Origin of the sequence: Dyella sp. RRB7 (genome assembly GCF_022761115.1) — a bacterium.
GTDB lineage: Bacteria > Pseudomonadota > Gammaproteobacteria > Xanthomonadales > Rhodanobacteraceae > Dyella.
Window position 1 is genome coordinate 97,895 of sequence record NZ_JAKWJS010000009.1, and the last position, 23,042, is coordinate 120,936.

Sequence of the window (23,042 nt, forward strand, 5' to 3'; positions counted from 1 at the left end):
TCCACGTTTCCGCCTGCAAAAGGCCGGTTCCGGTGGGCCGCACTCGCGGCCCCCATCGGTTCGTGGTCAAATACCCCCTGCAAGCGGGGGTGCCGGCGGCAGTCGGCTGAGAGAGTCCCTTCGAACCTGATGCGGCTAGTACCGCTGTAGGGAGCTTCGCCGCACCGCTGTAAGGGTTGTGCGTCCGGCGCCGTCGCTTCGTTCCCCTGCCTCTCGAAGGACGAATGCTGATGAATGCCCTCCCCACCGATCTCGCGCGCGCCGCGCAGGAACTCTCCGAAGCCGTGACGCGCCCGATCCCGGGTTCGCGCAAGATTCACGTGCAGGGCAGTCGCCCGGATCTGCAAGTGCCGTTGCGCGAGATCTGCCAGGCGCAGACGCCGACCCTGTTCGGCGGCGAGGAGAACCCGCCGATCACTGTGTACGACACCTCCGGCCCGTATACCGACCCGGACTACCGGGTGGACCTGGCCGCCGGCCTGCCGCCGTTGCGGGCCGCCTGGATCGCCGAGCGCGGCGACACCGAACAACTTGCGGGCCTGAGCTCCGCCTTCGGCCGCCAGCGTGCCGCCGACGCCAAGCTCGATGCGTTCCGCTTCACTGCTACCCGCGCCCCGCGTCGGGCCAAGGCCGGCGCCAACGTCACCCAGATGCACTACGCGCGCCAGGGCATCGTGACGCCGGAAATGGAATACATCGCCATCCGCGAGAACCAGCGCATCGAGTCGCTGCGTGACAGCGCGCTGCTCAACCAGCATCCGGGCCAATCGTTCGGCGCCGCGCTGCCAAAGTTGATCACCCCGGAATTCGTGCGCGAGGAAGTGGCGCGTGGCCGCGCCATCATCCCGGCCAACATCAACCACCCGGAAGCGGAGCCGATGATCATCGGCCGCAACTTCCTCACCAAGATCAACGCGAACATCGGCAACTCCGCGGTGTCCTCGGGTATCGCCGAGGAAGTGGAGAAGCTGGTGTGGTCGATCCGCTGGGGCGGCGACACGGTGATGGACCTGTCCACCGGCAAGCACATCCACGAGACGCGCGAGTGGATCATCCGCAACTCGCCGGTGCCGATCGGCACGGTGCCGATCTACCAAGCATTGGAGAAGGTGGGCGGCGTGGCCGAGGACCTCACCTGGGAGATCTTCCGCGACACGCTGATCGAGCAGGCCGAGCAGGGCGTGGACTACTTCACCATCCATGCGGGCGTGCTGCTGCGCTTCGTGCCGCTCACCGCCAAGCGCGTCACCGGCATCGTCTCGCGCGGCGGCTCGATCATGGCCAAGTGGTGCCTGGCGCATCACAAGGAAAACTTCCTCTACACGCATTTCGAAGACATCTGCGAGATCATGAAGGCGTACGACGTGTCCTTCAGCCTTGGCGATGGCCTGCGCCCGGGTTCGATTGCCGATGCCAACGACGCCGCGCAGTTCGGTGAGCTGGATACGCTGGGCGAGCTGACCCAGATCGCGTGGAAGCACGACGTGCAGGTGATGATCGAAGGCCCAGGCCACGTGCCCATGCACCTGATCAAGGAGAACATGGAGCGCCAGCTGGAGAAGTGCCACGAGGCGCCGTTCTACACGCTGGGCCCACTGACCACCGACATCGCGCCGGGCTACGACCACATCACCTCCGCCATCGGCGCGGCGATGATCGGCTGGTTCGGCACCGCCATGCTCTGCTATGTGACGCCGAAGGAACACCTGGGCCTGCCCAACAAGCAGGACGTGCGCGACGGCATCATCGCGTACAAGATCGCCGCGCACGCGGCCGATCTGGCCAAGGGCCATCCGGGTGCGCAGGTGCGTGACAACGCGCTGAGCAAGGCGCGCTTCGAATTCCGCTGGGACGACCAGTTCAACCTGGGCCTGGACCCGGAAAAGGCCAAGGAATTCCACGACGAGACGTTGCCGAAGGATGCACACAAGAGTGCACACTTCTGCTCCATGTGCGGTCCGAAGTTCTGCTCCATGAAGATCACCCAGGACGTGCGCGACTATGCCGCCGAGCACGGCACCGGCGAGATCGAGGCCTTGGAAGAGGGCATGGCGGAGAAGGCCGCCGAGTTCCGCGAGCAGGGCGCCGAGGTTTATCACAAGGCGTAAGCGCCGGTGGTTGCGCATAGGGTGGACGCGGGCGTTTCGCGTTCACCTGTATTTCACGTGATTCGCACTGGCGGCCATCTTGTCAGCGCGCAGGCGACTTGCGGCGTTAGCAGGTAAACGTATCGCCATCAGGAGAGGCATCATGCCGATGTCGAACCATGCCGCCCGCCAGGGCCATGTGATCCTGCGGACCGTGCTTATCGCACTGTCCATTGTCGTATTGGCCGTATGCGTGCTGATGTGGTGGGTCACCGCATTCGGCACGGCCCAGCCCATGGCCAGCGCAGAGAGTCCGGCTCTATCGGCAAGCCACGCGTCGTCTGAGTAAACGCGGGCACAAAAAAAGCGCGTCGCCAGGGGCGACGCGCTTTGACTGCAATCAGAGCGCGATCAGGCCTTCTTGTCGGAGGTATAGCGCTCGATGCCGGCCAGAATCTCAGCCTTCGCCTCTTCAGCGCCGACCCAGCCTTCGACCTTGACCCACTTGCCCTTCTCCAGGTCCTTGTAGTGCTCGAAGAAGTGGCCGATGCGCTCCAGCCAATGGCCGGAAACCGCCTGGATGTCCTTGATATGGGCGTAGCCGGCGAAGATCTTCTCCACCGGAACCACGACCAGCTTCTCGTCGCTGCCGGCCTCGTCGGTCATCTTCAGCATGCCCACCGGATGGCAGCGGATCACTGCGCCCGGCACCAGCGGCAGCGGCAGGATCACCAGCGCGTCCAGCGGATCGCCGTCGCCGCCCAGCGTGCCCGGCACATAGCCGTAGTTGCACGGATAGCGCATCGGGGTGGACAGGATGCGGTCGACGAAGATCGCGCCGCTTTCCTTCTCCACCTCGTACTTGACGGGCTCGGCATCCTTGGGGATTTCGATGATGACGTTGATTTCGTCCGGAACCTTGCGGCCGGCGGAGACGAGGTGCAGACCCATGGGCGTGTCCTTGAGGCGTTGAGCTAGAGAAAAGACCTGAAAGGATACGGCAAAAGGTGGTGCATCGCAGCAGCTTCGGGGCTGGCGCGAGGGGAGAGTTCAGCCAATCGGCCGTCGCTGGGCGAGATCTATGGGTGGTAGGGACGTTCGCGCAACCACTTGGTGGCAATCCATTTTTCCCCGCGAAGCACGGGCAGGCCGGCGTGCAGGGAGGCCGTGTCGCCTGTGTCATAGGCGAAATAGACGGCCGAACCACGCAGCGCGGTGACGGTGAGGCCGAGGGCGGGGAAGCCGGTGCCCCCGCCTTCTTCCGGGGTGTTGAGGTACATCACCACCGAGGCGATGCGCTGCCCGCCCCGCGCGGTGACTGCGGAAAAGCCGGGCTGGCTGGGATCGAACCAGTCATAGTGCGGCTCGTACTCCTGGCCGGGCAGGTAGTGCAGGATCTGCAGCCCCTCGCCATGGTCCACCGGGATATCCAGCAGGCCGGCGATGCGCTGTTCGATCGTCTGCACCAGCGGTGTTTCACCGATGCGGAAGAACATGCCCTGGCTGGTGCGCCGTTCGTCGGTCTGGTGGCGGCCCTCCACGTCGACCGTGAGCGAGCGCTGCAGCCGTGGCCGGGACTGGGCGATGAGCGCATCGCACTCCTCGGCGGTCAGCAGGCCTTGCAGCGCGCGGATGGCTGGGGTCTCCACGCTGAGCGTGACTTGCACGGCATGGCCGTCGATCACTTGCTGGGGGGCGACAGGGTGCCGAGTGCGCTTGCCGGCGCCCGGCTGGCCGATGCTGGCCAGCGGCAGATTCAGCACGCGCGAGACGATGCGCCGGCTTTGTTCGCCGTTATAACCGGCGTCCTTCATCAGGCACAGGATGTCCTGCGGGCCATGGCCGGCATGGGCGGTGGCGAGTATCCACTGGCGCAGTTCGGGGCGGATGTTGATGTTATTCATCGCCGGAAAGGATAAGGCAAACCCCGCCGCAGGGCGCCGTGATCGACAACTCAATCGCGGTGGCGAATATGCTCGATCAGGCTGTCGGTGAGTCCGCTTGCATCGACCCACAATAGCGTGGCGGCGGTGGACGGCACCTGGATCATGCCAGGGATTCCCTTGGCGCCCGGCTGGGTGTGCAGGCGTTCCCATCCAGGCGGCCATGCGGTGCAGGAGGCTGCGGCGGCACAGCTCGTGCGCGGCGAGCGCTGTCGCCAGTGGAAGAATGCGCTACCCGTGAGTGCCGCCGTCAGCGCACCCACGGCGACCCACAGCCAGGTGCTGCCATGAGCAGGCCCGTTCTCGCCCGGAATAGTTGTTCGCCCGGCCGGCGGTGCGGCAGGGCGTGGGGAACCCTGCGCAGGGACAGGCGGCGCTAAGGTTGAAGCGGGACCCGGTGCGATGGGTGGTGCGCCGGTGTCGGCAGGCAGGGCTGGTGCAGTGACCTGGCTCGTATCGACCGCGGCTTTTCCAGGGGTGGTATCGCCATGGGGCTCCACAGGTGCCGATGCGGGCTCGCTGTCAGCAGGGGCATCGAGAAGACCGTTCAATTGAGCGCTCAGCGCGTTCAACACATGGCTTCGTTCGTCCAGCTGCGCCCTGGCGGCATTGGTAACGTCGGCCGCATGACGGCTCTGGCGATCCAGAGTGGCTAGCTGCTCATGCTGGCGCGCCACCAGCGGGGCCTGTGCGGTCAGTGCTTGCTGCTGCTGCGCTACCAGCGCGGAGACACGACGGGTTTCCTCGTCCAGCCGGGCATTGGCAGCGGCCAGCGCGCCGATAGTGAGGCGGGGCGAAGATTGGGCCGGCCTGGCGGGGGCGGGCGGCGCGGTCGTAGTCGTCGCATTGGTCTTCGTCCCCGGGCTGGAGGCTTTCGCACGGAGTTTCAGCGGGAAGCTTCGCGAGGCTTTGCCATAGGGGCCCTCGATCATCAGCCACACCGTCACGCGGGAGGCGTCCACTGGGGTGCTGCTGGTGAGGCGAATGAAGTGCTGGCCGCTTTGGTAGCGGCGCACTTCATGCGTCAGGGCGAGCGTGCGATCGGCCCCGCTGGGGTCGGCCAGGGTGCCGCTGGCGATAGCCGTGAGCTGCCCGGATTCGTCCTGGCCTTCGATGACCAGCGGGACGTCCACCACGAGGGGCTGACCGAGATAAGAACGCACTCTTGCCTGGCCGAGATCGGCGGCGGACAGCGAACCGCATAGCAGGGCCGATACGGCGGCGACCGTGCGGATCGCGGAGACTTTGTTCATCATTCCTGCCCTTGGCAATCGAGGTGGCCCCAGTGGTTGAGCCGCCTCGCACCACGCCTTGGTGGGCTGGATGATGTCGCTTGGCCGTGGCTCCCGGGAGAGAGGCATCGCTGCACTCCCGCCCGGGAATTTTACTGGCCGTGACTTACTTAACGTGCTCCCAGATGTAGGTGTAAGCGAGCGCGTTCATGTAGGCCGACTGCTTGTTGTCCGCCGCCGCGCCATGGCCGCCTTCGATGTTCTCGTAGAAGCTGGCGTCGTAGCCCAGTTGCTGGAGCTTCGCGGCCATCTTGCGCGCATGCACCGGACCGACGCGATCATCACGGGTGGAGGTGGTGAACAGCACCGGCGGATACTTCTGGCCCGCCTTGGCGTTGGTGTACGGCGAAAAGGTCTTGATCCACGCCCACTCGGCGGGCTTGTCAGGGTCGCCGTATTCCGCGATCCACGACGCACCGGCCGACAGGTGGGTGTAGCGCTGCATGTCGAGCAGGGCCACCTGGCTGACGATGGCGCCGTAGAGCTGCGGGTACAGCGTGAGCATATTGCCCATCAGCAGGCCGCCATTGCTGCCGCCCATGGCGCCCAGATGCGCGGGCGAAGTGATCTTGCGCGCGAACAGGTCCTGCGAAACTGCGGCAAAATCCTCGTAGGCACGCAGGCGATTCGCCTTCAGTGCGGCCTTGTGCCAGCGCGGCCCGTATTCGCCACCGCCGCGGATGTTGGCGATCACGTAGACGCCGCCCTTTTCCAGCCAGGCGCGGCCCACGCTGCCGCTGTAGCTGGGTTGCAGCGAAATCTCGAAGCCGCCGTAGCCGTATTGCAGGGTCGGGTTGGTGCCGTCCGCCTTGAGGTCTTTCGGCGCGATTTCGAAATACGGCACGGGGGTGCCGTCCTTGGAGGTGGCGAAGTGCTGGCTCACCACGTACTTCGACGCATCGAAGAAGCTCGGGCTGTGCTTGATCGCCTGCGCCTCGCCCTGGCCCAGGGTGCCGTAGTACAGCGTGGTCGGCTGCAGGAAGCCGGTGACGGTGAGGAAGTAGTCGTCGCTGGTGTCCGCATCGATGCCGGCGGCAGCGATGGTGGAGAGCTTCGGCGCACCGCCCAGGCCGCTGCGCTTCCATTCGCCCGGCCCCGGCGTGAGCACCTCGAGCCTGTTCACCACGTTGTCCATGACGTTGAGGATCAGCTGGTGGCGCGTCCACGAATAGCCGTCCAGCGCAGTGCTGTCGGTGGGCTCGAACAGCACGGTGAGCTCGCGCTTGCCGGCCATGTAGCCGTCGAAGTTGGCGGCCAGCAGCGAGCCGGACTTGTAGGTCTTGCCGCCCACCGACCAGTCGCTGCGTGGCTCGATCAGCAGCCACTCGCGATGCACGTCGGTGTTGGCGTCGTCGGGCACGTCGATGCGGGTGAGCTTGCCGTCCTTGCCGCGCACGAAGGTTTCGCTGTCGTAGAAGGCGATCTGGCGCGTCACGAAGTCACGCTCGAAACCCGGCGTGTTGTCACGCATGGCCGACACGCTCATGTCGTCGTTCTTCGCTTCGTACACCGTGATGGCGCTCGACAGCGGCGTGCCGCGCTGCCATGCCTTGACGATGCGCGGATAGCTCGACGTGGTCATCGAGCCCGGGCCGAAATCGGTGGCGACGTAGAGATGGTCCTTGTCCATCCACGTGACATTGCTCTTGGCCTCGGGCAGTTCGAAGCCGTTCTTCACGAATTGCTTGCCGGGCAGGTCGAACTCGCGCACCACGCTGGCGTCGGCGCCGCCGCGCGACAGCGCGATCAGGCAGCGCTGGTAGTCGGGCTTGAGGCAGTCCGCGCCGTGCCACACCCAGTTCTCGTTCTCTGCCTTGGCCAACGCATCGAGGTCGATCACGGTTTCCCAGGCGGGCTGGTCCTTGCGGTACTCGTCCAGCGTGGTGCGGCGCCATAGGCCCTTGGGGTGGTCCTTGTCGCGCCAGAAATTGTAGAAGTGGTCGCCGATCTTGCTGACCATGGGGATGCGCGCGTTGGAGTCGAGCACTTCGAGGATGCGTGCATCGAGCTGCTTGAACCCGGCGCTGTCGGCGTACTTCGTCACCGTCTGCGCGTTCTGCTGCTTCACCCAGTCCAGCTGCTGCGTGCCGTCGATGTTTTCCAGCCAGAGATTGGGATCGCTGCTGGTCGGTGCGGTGGGGTCGGTGGCGTGCGTCATGCCGCTTAGTGTGAGGCCCAGCGCCAGTGGCAGCCAGAGCGACTTCCTGATTGTCATGGGATGTCCTTGAGAAGTGATGGGTGACTCTTGAGTGTGGCGGCGCGGCGCACGGTGCGCGCGTGACTAAAGTCAGGGCTGCGCAGTCCCTCTCCCCGGAGGGGAGAGGGCGCACGCGTGCCGGACGCCGTTCGGTTACAACAGAGGAATCAGCAGCAGGGCCACGATGTTGATGATCTTGATCAGCGGATTCACCGCCGGGCCTGCCGTGTCCTTGTACGGATCGCCCACGGTGTCGCCGGTCACCGCGGCCTTGTGCGCGTCCGAGCCCTTGCCGCCGAAGTGGTCGTCCTCGATGTACTTCTTGGCGTTGTCCCACGCGCCGCCGCCGGTGGTCATGGAGATGGCCACGAACAGGCCGGTGACGATGGTGCCGATCAGCACGCCGCCCAGCGCCTGCGCGCCGGCTTCCGCGCCGCCCAGCCACTTGAAGCCGAAGACCACCAGCACCGGCACCAGCACGGGCAGCAGCGAAGGCACCAGCATTTCCTTGATCGCCGACTTGGTCAACATGTCCACCGCGCGCGAGTAATCGGGCTTGGCGGTGCCCTGCATGATGCCGGGGATCTCGCGGAACTGGCGGCGCACTTCCTCCACCACCGCGCCGGCCGCGCGGCCTACCGCTTCCATCGCCATCGCGCCGAACAGATACGGGATCAGGCCGCCGATCAGCAGGCCGATGATCACGTACGGGTTGGACAGGTCGAAGCGGAAATCGCTGATGGCCAGATGCTGGGTGAGGTTGTGCGTGTAGTCGGCGAACAGCACCAGCGCGGCGAGGCCCGCCGAACCGATCGCATAACCCTTGGTCACGGCCTTGGTGGTGTTGCCCACCGCATCGAGCGGATCGGTCACGCCACGCACTTCCGGCGGCAGTTCCGCCATTTCGGCGATGCCGCCGGCGTTGTCGGTGATCGGGCCATAGGCATCCAGCGCCACGATCACGCCGGTCATGCTGAGCATGGCAGTGGCGGCGATGGCGATGCCGTACAGCCCGGCCAACTGGTAGGCGCCCCAGATGGCGGCACACACCGCGAGCACCGGCAGCGCGGTGGATTTCATCGACACGCCGAGGCCGGCGATGATGTTGGTGGCGTGCCCCGTGGTCGATGCCTTGGCCACGTGTTGCACCGGCGCATATTCGGTGGCGGTGTAGTACTCGGTGATCACCACCATCGCGCCGGTGAGCACCAGGCCGATCAGCGCGCAGCCGTAGAGATGGCCCACGCCATAGGCCGAATCGCCCATCAGCTGGCTGGTGATCGGCCAGAAAGCGATCGCAGCCAGCACGGCCGATACGGCCACGCCCGCGTAGAGCGCATTCATGATCTTCGGCCCGCGCGCCTTCACGAAGAAGGTGCCGATCACCGAGGCGACGATCGAGGCGCCGCCCAGCACCAGCGGGAACAGCACGCCATTGCTGCCGGTCTGTTCGGCCAACACGCCGCCGAGCAGCATGGTGGCGATCAACGTCACGGCATAGGTCTCGAACAGGTCGGCCGCCATGCCGGCGCAATCGCCCACGTTGTCGCCCACGTTGTCGGCGATCACCGCCGGGTTGCGCGGATCATCCTCGGGGATGCCCGCTTCCACCTTGCCCACCAGGTCGGCGCCCACGTCGGCGCCCTTGGTGAAGATGCCGCCGCCCAGGCGGGCGAAGATCGAGATCAGCGACGAACCGAAGGCCAGGCCCACCAGTGCGTGCAAGGCATGCATGGTCTCGTAGCCCATATGGCTGAGCACCACGTAGTAGCCGGTGACGCCAAGCAGGGCCAGCCCCACCACCAGCATGCCGGTGATGGCGCCGCCGCGGAACGCGACATTCAAGGCGGCGGCCAGGCCCTGGCGTGCCGCTTCGGCGGTGCGCACATTGGCGCGTACCGAGACATTCATGCCGATATAGCCGGTGGCGCCGGACAGCAGGGCGCCGATCGCGAAGCCGATCGCGGTCGCCCAGTCCAGCGCAAAGCCGATGATGAGGAACAGCACGACACCCACGCCGCCGATGGTGGTGTATTGGCGATTGAGATACGCCTTCGCACCTTCCTGGATCGCCGCGGCGATCTCCTGCATGCGTGCGTTGCCCGGTGACTTCGCCAAGATCCAGCGCACCGAGAGCGCGCCATACAGAACCGCCAAGACCGCACATGCCAGCACGATCCACAAGCCATACTGCTGCAGCATCGGAGCCTCCCCATGAGTGGTAACCACATCGTCGGGACCCGCCACCGGCACCCCGACACGGCGGCCGCCCTTGCGGGCGGTCATGGGCGAGTATAGGCAGAGGTTCACGACAGTCGTGTTGTGCGACGCAATACCCGCACTGGGTAGCCCTTTCGCCAGGCTCCGATGCCGATGTGCGTCTACATGGCTAGGGGCGAAATCCCGAGCAACAGCCGGGTCGCCAAGCATGGATGCAACGCGACCCAGGCCTACGCGGACTCATACCGCGGCCCGGATCGCTTCCAGCCGCGAAGCTCAGCCCGCCAAGGGGGCGAGTTTGCGCGCGACCGCGGCATTCTTCAGCGCCACGTAGCGCGGCAGCCCGTCTTTGCCATACGGCAGCGGCGCCTCGCCCTGGATCAGCGGCGCCAGGTAACGCCGTGCCGCGGCGGTGATGCCGAAACCGTCGCGGGTGAGAAAGCCGGCCGGCATCTTCTTCTCCCGGTTGGCGATCTTGGCCAACGGGGCGGGCTCGATCTTCCAGCGGTAGGGTGCGTCGCTGTGACGCACGATCACCGGCATCACCGCATTCATGCCGGCCAGCGCGTACTCGACCGCCGCCTTGCCCACGGCATAGGCCTGGTCGGCATCGGTTTTCGAGGCGAGGTGACGCGCGGAGCGCTGCAGGTAGTCGGGCAGGGCCCAGTGGTATTTGTAGCCGAGTTTCTCCTTCACCAGCGATGCCAGTACCGGCGCGACACCGCCCAACTGGCTATGGCCGAACGCATCGCGCGTGCCTGCCTCGGCGAGGAACTGGCCTTCCGCATTGCGGATGCCTTCGGACGCCACCACGGTGCACCAGCCCACGCGCTCCACCGTCGCCTTAACCTTGGCCAGGAACGCCGCCTCGTCGAATACCCGCTCGGGGAACAGGATCAGGTGCGGCGGCGCATCGGCACCCTCGCCGGCCAGCCCGGCGGCGGCGGCGATCCAGCCGGCGTGGCGGCCCATCACTTCGAGGATGAATACCTTGGTCGAGGTATCGGCCATGGAGGCGACGTCGAGGCTCGCCTCCAGCGTGGAGACGGCGGTGTACTTGGCTACCGAGCCGAAGCCCGGGCAGCAATCGGTGACGGCCAGGTCGTTGTCCACTGTCTTGGGCACGCCGATGCAACGGATGTCGTAGCCCATGGCCTTGCCCAACTGCGAGATCTTCAGCGCCGTGTCGGCCGAATCGTTGCCGCCGTTGTAGAGGAACCAGCGGATGTCGTGGGCGCGGAACACCTCGATCAGCCGCTCGTACTCGGCGCGGCTGGCCTCCAGCGACTTGAGCTTGTAGCGGCACGAACCAAACGCGCCGCCGGGCGTGTGGCGCAAGGCGGCGATGGCGGATTTCGATTCCTTCGAGGTATCGATCAACTCCTCGCGCAGCGCCCCGAGAATGCCGTTGCGGGCCGCATAGACCTGCACGCCTTGCGCGCGCGCCGCCTCGATCACGCCGGCCGCGGTGGCGTTGATCACGGCGGTCACGCCGCCGGATTGGGCATACAACAGGCGGCCTGCGGGGCGGGTTTTCGGCTTCATGGGTATCAATCCGGTAGGGCGAGGTTGCCGTGATCATCAAACACGAAGTAGGGATTGAAAGCGAATTCCCACAGATGGCCATCCGGGTCGGCGATATAGCTGGAGTAGCCGCCCCAGAACGCTTCTTGCGGCGGCTTGACGGCACGCGCGCCGGCGGCCAGTGCCTCGGCGAACCACGCATCCACTTCGGCCTTGGAACGCGCATTGCGCGCCAGGGTGACGCCGGAGAAACCGTTGGGTAGGTCCTCGGCGAGTGCGTCCTCGGCCAGGGCGGTGCGGCCGTAGAGGGCCAGTACCCCTGAGCCGCCTTTCAAGAAGACGATGTTCTCGTTGCTGGTGGAGGATGCCTTCCAGCCAAGTGCCTCGTAGAAGCGCCGTGCGCGTGAAAGGTCGTTGACGCCGAGTGTGACGATATGGATTTGCGGAGCCTTCATGGCCATTTCCCTACCTATGGGTGAGCATTTCGTAGCGTAATCCCGGCCTGCACCGTGTTTCCCGTGACAATCGGGTGTCATCAGTAACTCGTTGTGAAACAGGTATTTGGTTCCCTGCGACGGTTCGCGTCGTTTGACGGCACCCCCCGCAGAAGCTAATTTGAACGCCAATTTTCTTGCATCCGGCGGGAACCGCAGCCTGCGGTGACTCGTGGATACCTTGGAGCATTATGCGACTCGTCCTACTCGGTCCGCCCGGCTCGGGCAAAGGCACCCAGGCCGCCCGGCTGAAGGTTGAACTCGGTGTGCCGCACATCTCGACCGGCGACATGCTGCGCGCGGCGGTGGCGGCGGGCACCCCGCAAGGCCTCAAGGCCAAGGAAGTGATGAACGCCGGCAAGCTGGTGTCCGACGACATCCTGCTGGGCATGCTGGAAGAGCGCCTCGCGCAGGACGATGTCAAGAACGGTTTTATCCTCGACGGTTATCCGCGCAACCTGGCGCAGGCCGATGCGCTCGATCACCTGCTGGCCAAGATCGGCCAGCCGCTGGACGCGGTGGTGAAGCTCGAGGTGCCCAACGAAGTGATCATTGCCCGCTGCGAAATCCGCTTCAAGGCCGAACATCGCCACGACGACGATCCGGAAGTGGTGCGCGATCGCCTGAAGGTCTATGCCGAGCAGACCGCGCCGGTCGCCGATTTCTTCGCCCGCCGCGGCAAGCTGCAGGTGGTCGACGGCGTGGGTGAGCTCGACGAGGTCACCGCACGCGTCAAGCGCGCACTCACCAGCGAATCGGCCGCCGCCAACGGCTGACGCTTGGGGCCGCCGCAAGGCGGCCCGTTGCGTTCGAAGGGCCGGCCTGCGTTGCGCCGGTGCCTGATCTTCTCCCAACAGGTAAGCCATGCGTCTGCATATCCTCGGCATCTGCGGCACCTTCATGGGCGGCGTCGCCGCGCTGGCGCGCGAGCTTGGCCTCAGCGTGGAAGGCTCCGACGCCAACGTCTATCCGCCGATGAGCACCCAGCTCGAATCGCTGGGCATCCGCCTGATGGACGGCTACAAGGCCGACTACCTCAAGCCGGCGCCCGACCTGGTGGTGGTCGGCAACGCGATGGTACGCGGCAACCCCGCCGTGGAGTACATGCTCGACGCGCAGCTGCGCTACATCTCCGGCCCGCAATGGCTGGGCGATACGCTGCTGCCCGGGCGCGAAGTGCTGGCGGTGGCCGGCACCCACGGCAAGACCACCACCACCAGCCTGCTGGCACACCTGCTGGAAAGCGCGGGCCTGGCGCCGGGCTTCCTGATTGGCGGCGTGCCGGGCAATTTCGATGTCTCGGCACGCGTGGGCAGCGGCAAGCCCTTCGTGATCGAGGCGGACGAATACGACAGCGCGTTCTTCGACAAGCGCTCCAAGTTCGTGCACTACCGCCCGCGCATCGCCATCCTCAACAACCTCGAATACGACCACGCGGACATCTTTCCCGACGTGGCCGCCATCCAGCGCCAGTTCCATCATCTGGTACGCACCGTGCCGGGCAATGGGCGGCTGATCGTCAACGCGCACGATCATCATCTCGCCGAAGTGCTGGCGATGGGCTGCTGGACACCCGTGGAAACCTTCGGCATCGGCCAGGGCGACTGGCAGGCGGAACTGCTCGCGGCCGATGGCTCGTCCTTTGTCGTGCGGCGCCGGGGCGAGCGGATCGGTGAGGTGCACTGGTCGCTGCTGGGCAATCACAGCGTGATGAATGCGCTGGCGGCCTTGGCCGCCGCCACCGCGGCAGGCGCCGATCCACGCGCACTGTTGCCGGCCTTCGCCAGCTTCGAGAGCGTCAAGCGACGCATGGAAGTGGTGGGCGAGGTGGGTGGCGTGCGCGTGTACGACGACTTCGCGCATCACCCCACCGCCATCGCCACCACCTTGGCCGGCTTGCGCGCCAAGGTGGGCAAGGCGCGCATCCTGGTGGCGCTGGAGCCGCGCTCCAATTCGATGCGACTGGGTGCGCATGCCGAGGCGCTGGCGCCATCCCTTGCCGATGCCGATGCGGTGGTGTTCTTGCATCGTCCGGAGTTGCCGTGGGATGCCGGGCGCGTCACCGGCGCCTTGAATGGCCGCGGCAGCACGGCACCGACCGTCGATGCGCTGATCGCCGCGTTGCGCGATCAGGTACGCGTTGGTGATCACGTGGTCTTTATGTCGAACGGTGGTTTTGAGGGAGCGCCGAGGCGTTTCGTGGAAGCGTTGCGATCCTGATGGGGGCTTTGGTGGTTCGGGTGTGATGGACTTCTTTTTGTGGCGATAACGCCACAAACTGAGCCCCCATCACAGCCAAGGCACACCCCGCAGCCCACGCGATAAACTCCCCGCATGGCAGCCCACACCCCCGCCACCGATCTGCCCTTGTTCCCGCTCGGCACCGTGCTCTATCCCGGTGGCCAGCTGCCGTTGCGCATCTTCGAGCCGCGTTATCTGGACATGGTGCGTGAATGCGCGCGCAAGGACAGCCCGTTTGGCGTGTGCCTGATCCTGGAAGGAAACGAAGTGGGCGCGCCGGCCGTGCCTGCGGCGGTGGGCACGCTCGCGCGCATTACCGATTTCCACAATCGCGAGGACGGCTTGCTGGGCATCGTCATCGAAGGCGGCTTGCGTTTTCGCGTGGCGCGCACGCGGGTGCGCTCGGATGGGCTGGTGCGTGGCGATGCGGAGCTGTGGCCGGAAGAGGCGGCGCAACCGGTGCCGGTGGAGTTTGCCCTGTTGCAGTCGATTCTCGAACGCCTGGTCGAGACCATGGCGCCGCTGTGGCGCCATGCGCCGCGTGAGCGCTACGACGATGCCGGCTGGCTGGGTTTTCGCCTGTCGGAGTTGTTGCCGCTGCACCCCGACGAACAGCAGCGCATGCTGGAATTGACCGATCCGCTGCGACGGCTGGCGGAGCTGCGGGATATCCTGCCGCGCTTCCAGAAAGCCTAAGTCGATCACCACTTTCGCAACGATCATGGCCCGAGGTTCTACACTTTGCCTTTTCGTGGCGGAGACGCAGTTCATGGGCAGCCTGTCTGGCAAGACCTTGTTCATCACCGGCGCATCGCGCGGCATCGGCCTGGCGATTGCACTGCGCGCCGCCCGCGATGGCGCCAATATCGCCATCGCCGCCAAGAGCAGCGTGCCCAACCCCAAGCTGCCCGGCACCATCCATAGCGCCGCAGCCGAAATCGAGGCGGCTGGCGGCAAGGCGCTGCCGATCAAGTGCGACATTCGCGAGGAAGCCGAGGTGCAGGCTGCCGTGGCGGCCACGGTGGAGGCGTTCGGCGGCATCGACATCCTGGTCAACAACGCCAGTGCGATCTGGCTGGCCGGCGCGCTCGACACGCCGATGAAGCGCTTCGACCTGATGCAGCAGGTCAACGCACGCGGCAGCTTTCTCTGCGCGCAGGCCTGCCTGCCGCACCTGCTGAAGGCGGCCAACCCGCACATCCTCACGCTGGCGCCGCCGCCGTCGCTCGACCCCAAATGGTGGGCGCCGCATACGGGCTACACGCTGGCCAAGATGGGCATGAGCTTTGTCACGCTGGGCCTGGCCGGCGAGTTCGGCCCCAAGGGCGTGGCGGTGAATGCGCTGTGGCCGCGCACCATCATCGCTACCGATGCGCTCAACATGATCCCCGGCGTGCAGCTGGCGCGTTGCCGCAAGCCCAGCATCGTGGCGGATGCCGCGCATGCCGTATTGACGCGCCCGGCCACCGGTTTTGCCGGCCACTTCCTGATCGATGAAGAGGTGCTGCGCGAAGCCGGCGTCACCGACCTGTCGTCGTATGCGGTGGAGCCGGGTCAGTCGCTGCTGCCCGACCTGTTCCTGGATTGATCGCGGTGGGCTGTCCCTTCTGCGCCATCGTGGCGGGGCGTTTGGAGGCGAGCGTGGTCGCGCAGACGCCGACGGCGCTCGCTTTCCTCGATCTGCGTCAGGCCGTGCCTGGGCACGTGCTGGTAGTGCCACGCCAGCATGTCGAGGACATCTATGCGATCGAGCCTGCCGTGGCGGGCGAGGTGATGCAGCTGGGCGTGCGCGTTGCGCAGGCCTTGCGTGCGGTGTTTCAACCGCCCGGGCTCAATCTGTGGCAATCCAATGGCGTCGCGGGCGGCCAGGAAGTACCGCACTTTCATCTGCACGTGCAGCCGCGCCGCGCGGCTGACTGCTTGCTTCGTGTCTATCCCGGCGGCCAGCCGGCGCCGGCGTCGCGCGATGCGCTCGAGCGCATGGCCGAACGCATCCGACTTTCCCTCCCCCTCGACGGCGTTTCCCCAGCGCCCAGGAGCACACCATGAAATACCTCCACACCATGATCCGCATCCGCGATGTCGACGCCAGCCTGCGGTTCTTCTGCGAAGGACTGGGCTTGAAGGAAAACCGCCGCATGGAGAACGCGGCTGGCAAGTACACCTTGATCTTCCTGTCGGCGCCGGAAACCCCGGACGCCGAGATCGAGCTCACCTACAACTGGGGCTCCACCGAGGATTACGGCAGCGCCCGCAACTTCGGCCATCTCGCTTTTCGCGTGGATGACATCTACGCCACTTGCGCGCGCCTGCAATCGATGGGCTACACCATCAACCGGCCCCCCCGTGACGGGCACATGGCTTTCGTGCGCTCGCCCGACCTGATCTCCATCGAGCTGCTGCAGGACGGACACCTGCCCCCGCAGGAGCCGTGGGTATCGATGCCCAACACCGGCGTCTGGTAAGTCACAGGTACCGGCCGCCTTGCTGTCACCGGGCTTGCGGGTTTCGTGCTCGCCGGCCCGGAGAGGCCGTTCCCTAGGCCATAGGTGTTAGCCAATGGCCTTCCGTTCGACGGATCTGGCCCATTTGTCGGGTGACTGTCACGTTCGGAGTTGTATATTGTGTGATGCATATCACACTTTTCTGGTGGTCGCGGGGTAGGTTGACGCGACGGGCGTGGTAACCGGGGGGTAGCCAGAGGTTTGGCTGCGACCGGCCGAAACCTGTGACCCTGATCAGGGGAGGGGGAGGGAGCCATGGCTGTTTTAAGGGAGGAAGCCAGGCGGTGTGTCGTCTGGTTCGGGCAGCCTGACGGCGAAGAACGTGCCGGGCTGGCGAAGGCGGGATGGATCATCCGTGTGGCTGACGCCCATACGCAAAGTGGCGTCGGCATGCGCAACAACGATACCGTGGTGGCCCTGGCGGACCTTCGCCATGGCGATTCGTTGTCGGTCGACGCCATGGCCCGGCTCATGGCCGATCACCCGTGGCTGCCCTGGGTTGCGCTGTTGTCGCCGGAGATGCCGGCGCACGAGCCGCTGATCGACCGCATCCTCGAAGCCAGCATCGAATACTTCACCACGCCGGTGGACGTGGACCGTCTGGTCGAGACACTGGCGCGACTGGGGGGCGATCCGCTGCCGGTGGCCGAGCCTGGCGACATCGGCGTGACCGGGCGCAGCGAGGCCATCCGCAGCGTGGTGGCCAGCATTCGCAAATACGCGCCGGTGGAGCTGCCGGTGCTGATCACCGGCGAAACCGGCACCGGCAAGGAAGTGGCCGCGCGGGCGCTGCACGGGCTGTCGGCGCGTGCCGACCGGCCCTTCGCGGCGATCAATTGCGGCGCCTTGCCGCCCAACCTGGTGCAGTCGGAACTGTTCGGCCACGAGCGCGGGGCCTTCACGGGCGCCAATGCGCGACGGATCGGTCATTTCGAGGCGGCCGCCGGCGGCACGGTATTCCTGGACGAAGTGGGCGACTTGCCGCTGGACGCCCAGACCAGCGTGCTGCGCTTCCTGCAGGAAGGCACGCTGGAACGTGTGGGCAGCAGCCAGTTGATCAAGCTGGACGTACGCGTGCTGGCCGCCACCCACGTCGACCTGGAGAAGGCGGTGGAGCAGGGCCGCTTCCGCGAGGATCTGTATTACCGGCTCAACGTGCTGCGCCTGCGCATGCCGGCATTGCGCGAGCGCGAGGACGATGTGGTGCTGCTGGCCCAGCGCTTCCTGGATGCGTTCCGCGAGCAGCACGGTGGCCGCGCACGCACCTTCAGCGTCACGGCGCGGCGCGCCATGCTCGATTTCGCCTGGCCGGGCAATGTGCGCGAGTTGCTCAACCGCGTGCAGCGGGCGGCCGTGGTGGCCGAGGATGCGCTCATTACGGTAGACGACCTGGATCTGGCCGAGGTGCTGACCAAGCAGACGGCGCATTCCAGCCTGGGCAGCACGCGGGTGGCGGCCGAGCGGGACGCGGTGATCGCTTGCCTGCGCGAGAGCCGCTTCAACGTCAGTGAATGCGCGCGCCGCCTCAAGGTATCGCGCGTCACCATCTACCGGTTGTGCAAAAAGCACCAGCTCGCACTCGACGAACTGCGCTAAACCATCCCCTTCGCAGGAGAGGCCGCCTGGCTGGCGCCATCGCAGGCCGCCGCACGGGCGCGCGTGCGCTGGAGTGAGCGGCGGATGCTCGCGAAGCATGGCTGGTTGGGCGCCTATCCACCCACGTGGCAGCAAGCACCCGCCGCTCACTCCAGGCATCCGTGCGTCGTTCGGTGGTGGGCCGAAAGAGGAAGGCCCCCGGCCCGCAGGGGTCGGGCCGGGGGCTTCCATTGGTGCCCCGGCCACAGGGGTTGCCGGGTTACCGCCCTTGTTACCGCCTTGCGGCGGAATTCTGCTTGAACCACCCACCTGTCCGTAAAGCGCTGCTGTCGGACATGGGGGAGATAACCGTTGCCAGCTGCGAGGTTCGCGCCGACCTTGCCCTGGGCCATCCAAAGGCGTCGCCAAACCGCCGCCGCGGGTATCCGTGCCGCGGTGTTCGGTGCGTAGTCGCAGCTGGCCTTTCCCCCTTCCCGCCTGTACGGGGGAGATGGAGCAAGCGATGTGCCAACATCGCCGAATGGCTCAACCACGCGGGCCATGTGACCAAGGGTGTCGTAGTGAAGCAGGCCGCGGCGTGTTGCCGCCGTTACATCGGTGCGGCCACGGCCGCCGGCAAATGGCTGGCAAGCCGCATGGCTATGCGGTTTCCAGGCCACTGTAACACCAGCGACACAGCGCACAGGCGAGGGTGACACTCCCGCGCGGGCTGGGTGGGTGCCGTGCAAACCCCGGGCACAGGGCTTACGATGCGTGACGCGCCGCAGCAGACCCGCGGCGTTCCCCATGCCTCATCCCATTCCTGAGATGGCGCCGCTTCCCCCAGGCGACGCCCGGAGCCCGACATGCACGCGCAAGACCCTTCCGCCCAGTCCCTGATCGATCTCGGCAAGCGTTACTGGCTGCCGGTGTATCGACCGCGCGATGTGGTGCTGGACCACGGCAAGGGTGCGCGCGTGTGGGACACGCAGGGGCGCGAGTACATCGATCTCGGCGCCGGCATCGCTGTGAATGCGCTGGGCCACCAGGACCCCGACCTGCTGGAGGCGCTTACCGCCCAGGCGCACAAGCTGTGGCACACCAGCAATGTGTTCTACAGCGAGCCGCCGCTGCATCTGGCCGAAGAGCTGGTGGCCGCCTCCGGGTTCGCCGAGCGCGTGTTCCTGTGCAACTCCGGCACCGAAGCCAACGAGGCGGCCATCAAGCTGGTGCGCAAGTGGGCGGCTTCGCAGGGGCGCGAAGCGTCCAAGCGCGTCATCGTGACCTTCCGTGGTTCGTTCCACGGCCGCACGCTCGCTGCCGTCACCGCCACCGCCCAGCCCAAGTACCAGGAAGGCTACGAGCCGTTGCCGGGCGGTTTCCGCTATCTCGATTTCAATGATGTCGCCGCGCTGGAAGCGTCCTTCGCCCGCGGCGACGTGGCCGCGGTGATGCTCGAACCGGTGCAGGGCGAGGGTGGCGTGTTGCCGGCCGCACCCGGTTTCATCCAGCGTGTGCGCGAGCTGTGCGACCAGTACAACGCGCTGCTGGTGCTGGACGAGATCCAGTGCGGCATGGGCCGCACCGGCACGCTGTTCGCCTACGTGCAGGACCAGGTGAAGCCCGACATCGTCACCCTGGCCAAGGCACTGGGTTGCGGCTTCCCGATCGGCGCCATGCTGGTCGGCCCCAAGGTGGCCGAGACCATGCAGTTCGGTGCGCATGGCACTACCTTCGGCGGCAATCCGCTGGCGGCGGCGGTGGCCCGCGTGGCGCTGCGCAAGCTGTCGGCGGCGGAACTGCTGGCCAACGTGCAGCGCCAGTCACAGGCACTGCGTGACGGCCTTGCACGCATCAACGCATCGCTCCACTTGTTCGAGGAAGTGCGTGGTCGCGGCCTGATGCTTGGCGCGGTGCTGGGCGAGGCGCACAAGGGCAAGGCCGGCACCATCCTCGACTACGCCGCCGCCCACGGTTTGCTGGTGCTGCAGGCAGGGCCGGACGTGCTGCGCTTTGTGCCGGCACTCAACATCAGCGATGCCGACCTCGCCGAAGGCCTGCAGCGCCTGGAAGCGGCGCTGCGTTCCTACCTGGCGGGCTGAGTCGGCCGCCTGCCGCGTGCCGGTCGTTGGGTGCACGGTGCGGTGTATTTAGCGGCCGGCGCGGGCGGCACGCAGGGCGCCGCGTGCCGCTTCCAGCGTATCGGCGATGTCCTGCTCGCCATGCGCGCTGGAAACAAAGCCCGCTTCGAACGCCGACGGGGCAAGGTACACGCCGCGCTCCAGCATGCCGTGGAAGAAGCGGTTGAACATCGCCGTATCCGCCGCGGTGGCCTGGGCATACGACTCCACCTTTGCCTGCGTGAAGAACAGGCCGAACATGCCGCCTACGCGGTTGGTGCTGAAGGGCACGCCTTCGCCATCGGCCACCGCCTGCAGGCCATCGGTGAGCAGGCGCGTGCGGGCAGCCAGCTGCTCGTAGAAGCCCGGTGCCTGGATCAGCTCCAGCATGGCCAGTCCCGCCGCCATCGCCACCGGATTGCCCGACAGCGTGCCGGCCTGGTAGATCGGGCCCGCCGGCGCAATCTGTTGCATCAGCTCGCGCCGCCCGCCATAGGCGCCTACCGGCATGCCGCCGCCGATGATCTTGCCGAAGGTGGTGAGGTCGGGCGTGACGCCGTAATGCGCCTGCGCGCCGCCCAGCGCCACGCGGAAGCCGGTCATCACTTCATCGAAGATCAGCAACGCGCCGTGCTTGGTGCACAGCTCGCGCAATCCCTGCAGATAACCGTCCTTCGGCGGAATGCAGTTCATGTTGCCGGCGACGGGCTCGATGATCAGGCCGGCGATATCGCTGCCGTATTCGTCGAACAGTGCGCGTGCGGCATCCAGGTCGTTGTACGTCAGCGTAAGGGTGAGATCCGCATTGGCCTTGGGCACGCCGGGCGAGGTCGGCACGCCAAAAGTCAGCGCCCCGGAACCCGCCTTCACCAGGAAGCTGTCACCGTGGCCGTGATAGCAGCCCTCGAACTTCACGATGTGATTGCGCCCCGTCGCGCCGCGCGCCAGGCGAATCGCCGACATGGTCGCCTCGGTGCCGGAATTCACCATGCGCACCATGTCGATCGACGGCACCAGGCGCGTGATCGCCTCGGCCATGCTTACCTCGGCCGGGCAGGGCGTGCCGTAGGACAGGCCATTCTTCACCGCGCGCTCCACTGCCTCGCGCACGTGCGGATGGTTGTGGCCCACGATCATCGGGCCCCAGGAGCCGACATAGTCGATATAGCGCTTGCCTTCCACGTCCCACAGATAGGCGCCATCCGCGCGCGCGGTGAAGAACGGTTCGCCGCCCACCGACTTGAAGGCGCGCACCGGCGAGTTCACGCCGCCGGGCATCAGCTGCTGCGCGCGTTGGAAGAGGTCGTGGTTGGTGGTCATCGTGGAAGTCTCAATGCGAGGTAAAGAGATCGGTGAAGCGCCTGGCGGCGCCGCGCACATCCGGGTCGCCGAACACGGCCGAGATAACGGCCAGGTAGTCGGCGCCGGCATCGATCAGGGAGCCGCCATTGTCCGGCGTGATGCCCCCGATCGCCACCCGCGGCAAACGCAGCGCGGCGGTCTGCCGCAGCAGCTCGAACGGGGCGCGTCGGGCATGGGGCTTGGTCGGCGAAGGGAAAAAGGCGCCAAACGCGAGATAGTCGGCGCCGGCCGCGGCGAGCTCACGGGCGCGCTCCAGCGAGTCATAACAGGACACGCCGATGATCGCCTCCGGCCCCAGTTCGGCACGGGCGGCGGCGATATCGCCATCGTCCTCGCCCAAGTGCACGCCGGCGGCGCCGGCCGCCACGGCAAGCACCACATCATCATTGACGATCATCGGTACGCCGCGCGCCGCGCACAGGGCGCGAATCGCACGGGCCTCCGCCAGGCGGCGGGGGTGATCGGTCGTCTTGTCGCGGTACTGCACTAGCCGGGCACCCCCAGCCAGCGCCAGCGCCACCACTTCAAGCAGGTTGGGGCGGGGGCCGTCGGTGATCACATAGAGGCCGCGGCCCCTGAGTCTTTCATGCATGGGTCAGTCCTGGAAAAGCTGCGCCATACGCTTTCGCATCGGCGGGGGAGTTGCGAGAATGCCCCACTTATTCTCCATATCAAGCCAGCCAGCGATGAATCAAAGCACCAACGAAACCGGCACCCTGCATAAATGGATGTGTGTCGTCTGTGGCTTCATCTATGACGAGGCGCTGGGCCTGCCCGACGAAGGCATCGAGCCGGGTACGCGCTGGGCCGACGTTCCCGATACCTGGACGTGCCCCGACTGCGGTGCCACCAAGGACGACTTCGAGATGATCGAAATCGACTGATTCCAGTCGCCCCGCCCTGAAACGGCCCGATTCCGTCATCGTACGGACCGGGCCGTTTGTTTAGATGCTCCTGCAGGCCCGTCCCCACGGCATGCAAACCCGCAGGAGCAGCATCATGCAGCAATTCATTCCCTTTGAAGACGACTGGGACGCCCTGGAAAACCTGCGTCCCGAGTCGCTCGTCCCGTATCACGTCGGCGTCCCCTGCCGACATGATCTGGCGCCGGCAGCTCACTGCACCGGCCCGATGTTCCCCTCGATGGCCGGGGCGTCGCCCACCAGCCCGCCCATGCATGCGGCGGTGCCGCCGGGCAACTCCAGTACCTAGCGCGTCGGCCGGTTGCTCGTAACTGAAGCGGACAAGGGCAAGCATTCCCTGGGCGCGCGGAGTCCAGCGCCGCGCCCGTTTGTCATCGCGATGAAAAAAAACCGTATAGACCCCTTCCCATCCCCCCGGATGGACGCTATTATTTTCCTCCCCCGTCGAGACGCTCTCCGACGCGGGGTTCCACCTACAACCCAGCAGCAGAAAATATTTCGCTGAAGGTGTTGACGGATACGGAAAACGATGTAAGATGAGCGGCTCACTCGGAACGAAA

At 66.2% G+C, this 23,042-nt stretch carries 21 protein-coding genes and 1 riboswitch; of the genes, 12 read left to right on the forward strand and 9 right to left on the reverse strand.

Going from position 1 to position 23,042, the window contains the following annotated elements; genetic code table 11:
- Positions 1-75: 75 nt before the first annotated feature.
- Positions 76-170: riboswitch (TPP riboswitch) on the forward strand.
- Between the two features lie 60 nt (positions 171-230).
- Positions 231-2,108 (forward strand): phosphomethylpyrimidine synthase ThiC, encoded by a 1,878-nt coding sequence (gene thiC, locus MJ606_RS17395; RefSeq protein ID WP_243050819.1) that lies wholly within the window; start codon positions 231-233, stop codon positions 2,106-2,108.
- A gap of 142 nt (positions 2,109-2,250) precedes the next feature.
- The gene (locus MJ606_RS17400; RefSeq protein WP_243050820.1) at positions 2,251-2,436 is read left to right on the forward strand and encodes a hypothetical protein; all 186 of its coding nucleotides are present in this window, start codon (positions 2,251-2,253) and stop codon (positions 2,434-2,436) included.
- Between the two features lie 62 nt (positions 2,437-2,498).
- Here MJ606_RS17400 and ppa read toward each other — a convergent pair whose 3' ends face one another.
- The 7 genes from ppa to MJ606_RS17435 all read right to left on the reverse strand — a co-directional run bounded on the left by ppa (position 2,499) and on the right by MJ606_RS17435 (position 11,718).
- The gene (gene ppa / locus MJ606_RS17405) at positions 2,499-3,038 is read right to left on the reverse strand and encodes an inorganic diphosphatase (RefSeq protein ID WP_243050821.1); all 540 of its coding nucleotides are present in this window, start codon (positions 3,036-3,038) and stop codon (positions 2,499-2,501) included.
- A 128-nt stretch (positions 3,039-3,166) separates the two neighbouring features.
- Positions 3,167-3,991, reverse strand: a complete 825-nt coding sequence (locus MJ606_RS17410) for a 2OG-Fe(II) oxygenase (RefSeq protein WP_243050822.1) — start codon at positions 3,989-3,991, stop codon at positions 3,167-3,169.
- Positions 3,992-4,041: 50 nt separating this feature from the next.
- A complete protein-coding gene (locus tag MJ606_RS17415; RefSeq protein WP_243050823.1) occupies positions 4,042-5,283 on the reverse strand; it encodes a hypothetical protein in 1,242 nt (413 codons plus the stop codon).
- Positions 5,284-5,428: 145 nt separating this feature from the next.
- Positions 5,429-7,480 (reverse strand): prolyl oligopeptidase family serine peptidase, encoded by a 2,052-nt coding sequence (locus tag MJ606_RS17420; protein ID WP_243050842.1) that lies wholly within the window; start codon positions 7,478-7,480, stop codon positions 5,429-5,431.
- A 192-nt stretch (positions 7,481-7,672) separates the two neighbouring features.
- Positions 7,673-9,721, reverse strand: a complete 2,049-nt coding sequence (locus MJ606_RS17425; RefSeq protein ID WP_243050824.1) for a sodium-translocating pyrophosphatase — start codon at positions 9,719-9,721, stop codon at positions 7,673-7,675.
- A 294-nt stretch (positions 9,722-10,015) separates the two neighbouring features.
- Positions 10,016-11,284 (reverse strand): 6-phosphofructokinase, encoded by a 1,269-nt coding sequence (locus MJ606_RS17430; RefSeq protein WP_243050825.1) that lies wholly within the window; start codon positions 11,282-11,284, stop codon positions 10,016-10,018.
- A gap of 5 nt (positions 11,285-11,289) precedes the next feature.
- Positions 11,290-11,718 carry a VOC family protein gene (locus MJ606_RS17435; RefSeq protein ID WP_243050826.1) on the reverse strand — a complete coding sequence of 143 codons (429 nt, stop codon included), beginning with the start codon at positions 11,716-11,718 and terminating at the stop codon, positions 11,290-11,292.
- 230 nt (positions 11,719-11,948) lie between these two features.
- On the opposite strand from MJ606_RS17435, the gene MJ606_RS17440 reads away from it, so the two are divergent.
- The 8 genes from MJ606_RS17440 (at position 11,949) to MJ606_RS17475 (ending at position 20,179) form a co-directional block, all read left to right on the forward strand.
- Positions 11,949-12,533 (forward strand): adenylate kinase, encoded by a 585-nt coding sequence (locus MJ606_RS17440; protein WP_243050827.1) that lies wholly within the window; start codon positions 11,949-11,951, stop codon positions 12,531-12,533.
- Between the two features lie 88 nt (positions 12,534-12,621).
- Positions 12,622-13,977: a UDP-N-acetylmuramate:L-alanyl-gamma-D-glutamyl-meso-diaminopimelate ligase gene (mpl, locus tag MJ606_RS17445; protein WP_243050828.1), complete on the forward strand. Its 1,356-nt coding sequence runs from the start codon at positions 12,622-12,624 to the stop codon at positions 13,975-13,977.
- Between the two features lie 114 nt (positions 13,978-14,091).
- Positions 14,092-14,694 (forward strand): LON peptidase substrate-binding domain-containing protein, encoded by a 603-nt coding sequence (locus MJ606_RS17450; protein WP_243050829.1) that lies wholly within the window; start codon positions 14,092-14,094, stop codon positions 14,692-14,694.
- Between the two features lie 73 nt (positions 14,695-14,767).
- On the forward strand, positions 14,768-15,586 hold the full coding sequence (locus MJ606_RS17455; RefSeq protein WP_243050830.1) for an NAD(P)-dependent oxidoreductase: 819 nt from the start codon (positions 14,768-14,770) through the stop codon (positions 15,584-15,586).
- 5 nt (positions 15,587-15,591) lie between these two features.
- Entirely contained in the window at positions 15,592-16,047 is a 456-nt protein-coding gene (locus MJ606_RS17460; protein ID WP_343214830.1) for an HIT family protein, read from the forward strand.
- Complete coding sequence (locus tag MJ606_RS17465; protein WP_243050832.1) at positions 16,044-16,463, forward strand: VOC family protein; 420 nt, start codon at positions 16,044-16,046, stop codon at positions 16,461-16,463. The genes MJ606_RS17460 and MJ606_RS17465 overlap by 4 nt, the downstream gene beginning before the upstream one ends.
- A 294-nt stretch (positions 16,464-16,757) precedes the next feature.
- Positions 16,758-18,098, forward strand: coding sequence for a sigma-54 dependent transcriptional regulator (locus tag MJ606_RS17470; RefSeq protein ID WP_243050833.1), 1,341 nt, complete (start codon positions 16,758-16,760; stop codon positions 18,096-18,098).
- Positions 18,099-18,943: 845 nt separating this feature from the next.
- Positions 18,944-20,179: an acetylornithine transaminase gene (locus MJ606_RS17475; RefSeq protein WP_243050834.1), complete on the forward strand. Its 1,236-nt coding sequence runs from the start codon at positions 18,944-18,946 to the stop codon at positions 20,177-20,179.
- Positions 20,180-20,227: 48 nt separating this feature from the next.
- Here the strand turns inward: MJ606_RS17475 and hemL are convergent, their stop codons facing one another.
- Complete coding sequence (gene hemL / locus MJ606_RS17480) at positions 20,228-21,517, reverse strand: glutamate-1-semialdehyde 2,1-aminomutase (protein ID WP_243050835.1); 1,290 nt, start codon at positions 21,515-21,517, stop codon at positions 20,228-20,230.
- A 10-nt stretch (positions 21,518-21,527) separates the two neighbouring features.
- A complete protein-coding gene (gene thiE, locus MJ606_RS17485) occupies positions 21,528-22,151 on the reverse strand; it encodes a thiamine phosphate synthase (protein WP_243050836.1) in 624 nt (207 codons plus the stop codon).
- A 94-nt stretch (positions 22,152-22,245) separates the two neighbouring features.
- Between thiE and MJ606_RS17490 the strand changes: the two genes are divergently transcribed.
- Both MJ606_RS17490 and MJ606_RS17495 read left to right on the forward strand, forming a co-directional pair.
- Positions 22,246-22,443 carry a rubredoxin gene (locus tag MJ606_RS17490; protein WP_243050837.1) on the forward strand — a complete coding sequence of 66 codons (198 nt, stop codon included), beginning with the start codon at positions 22,246-22,248 and terminating at the stop codon, positions 22,441-22,443.
- Between the two features lie 115 nt (positions 22,444-22,558).
- Positions 22,559-22,771 carry a hypothetical protein gene (locus MJ606_RS17495; RefSeq protein WP_243050838.1) on the forward strand — a complete coding sequence of 71 codons (213 nt, stop codon included), beginning with the start codon at positions 22,559-22,561 and terminating at the stop codon, positions 22,769-22,771.
- Positions 22,772-23,042 lie beyond the last annotated feature (271 nt).

Excerpts from the sequence above, each read along its gene's own strand:
- thiC (WP_243050819.1), top strand. The coding sequence starts at position 231 with ATGAATGCCCTCCCCACCGATCTCGCGCGCGCCGCGCAGGAACTCTCC.
- MJ606_RS17400 (WP_243050820.1), top strand. The coding sequence starts at position 2,251 with ATGCCGATGTCGAACCATGCCGCCCGCCAGGGCCATGTGATCCTGCGG.
- ppa (WP_243050821.1), bottom strand. The coding sequence starts at position 3,038 with ATGGGTCTGCACCTCGTCTCCGCCGGCCGCAAGGTTCCGGACGAAATC.
- MJ606_RS17410 (WP_243050822.1), bottom strand. The coding sequence starts at position 3,991 with ATGAATAACATCAACATCCGCCCCGAACTGCGCCAGTGGATACTCGCC.
- MJ606_RS17415 (WP_243050823.1), bottom strand. The coding sequence starts at position 5,283 with ATGAACAAAGTCTCCGCGATCCGCACGGTCGCCGCCGTATCGGCCCTG.
- MJ606_RS17420 (WP_243050842.1), bottom strand. The coding sequence starts at position 7,480 with ATGACGCACGCCACCGACCCCACCGCACCGACCAGCAGCGATCCCAAT.
- MJ606_RS17425 (WP_243050824.1), bottom strand. The coding sequence starts at position 9,721 with ATGCTGCAGCAGTATGGCTTGTGGATCGTGCTGGCATGTGCGGTCTTG.
- MJ606_RS17430 (WP_243050825.1), bottom strand. The coding sequence starts at position 11,284 with ATGAAGCCGAAAACCCGCCCCGCAGGCCGCCTGTTGTATGCCCAATCC.
- MJ606_RS17435 (WP_243050826.1), bottom strand. The coding sequence starts at position 11,718 with ATGAAGGCTCCGCAAATCCATATCGTCACACTCGGCGTCAACGACCTT.
- MJ606_RS17440 (WP_243050827.1), top strand. The coding sequence starts at position 11,949 with ATGCGACTCGTCCTACTCGGTCCGCCCGGCTCGGGCAAAGGCACCCAG.
- mpl (WP_243050828.1), top strand. The coding sequence starts at position 12,622 with ATGCGTCTGCATATCCTCGGCATCTGCGGCACCTTCATGGGCGGCGTC.
- MJ606_RS17450 (WP_243050829.1), top strand. The coding sequence starts at position 14,092 with ATGGCAGCCCACACCCCCGCCACCGATCTGCCCTTGTTCCCGCTCGGC.
- MJ606_RS17455 (WP_243050830.1), top strand. The coding sequence starts at position 14,768 with ATGGGCAGCCTGTCTGGCAAGACCTTGTTCATCACCGGCGCATCGCGC.
- MJ606_RS17465 (WP_243050832.1), top strand. The coding sequence starts at position 16,044 with ATGAAATACCTCCACACCATGATCCGCATCCGCGATGTCGACGCCAGC.
- MJ606_RS17470 (WP_243050833.1), top strand. The coding sequence starts at position 16,758 with ATGGCTGTTTTAAGGGAGGAAGCCAGGCGGTGTGTCGTCTGGTTCGGG.
- MJ606_RS17475 (WP_243050834.1), top strand. The coding sequence starts at position 18,944 with ATGCACGCGCAAGACCCTTCCGCCCAGTCCCTGATCGATCTCGGCAAG.
- hemL (WP_243050835.1), bottom strand. The coding sequence starts at position 21,517 with ATGACCACCAACCACGACCTCTTCCAACGCGCGCAGCAGCTGATGCCC.
- thiE (WP_243050836.1), bottom strand. The coding sequence starts at position 22,151 with ATGCATGAAAGACTCAGGGGCCGCGGCCTCTATGTGATCACCGACGGC.
- MJ606_RS17490 (WP_243050837.1), top strand. The coding sequence starts at position 22,246 with ATGAATCAAAGCACCAACGAAACCGGCACCCTGCATAAATGGATGTGT.
- MJ606_RS17495 (WP_243050838.1), top strand. The coding sequence starts at position 22,559 with ATGCAGCAATTCATTCCCTTTGAAGACGACTGGGACGCCCTGGAAAAC.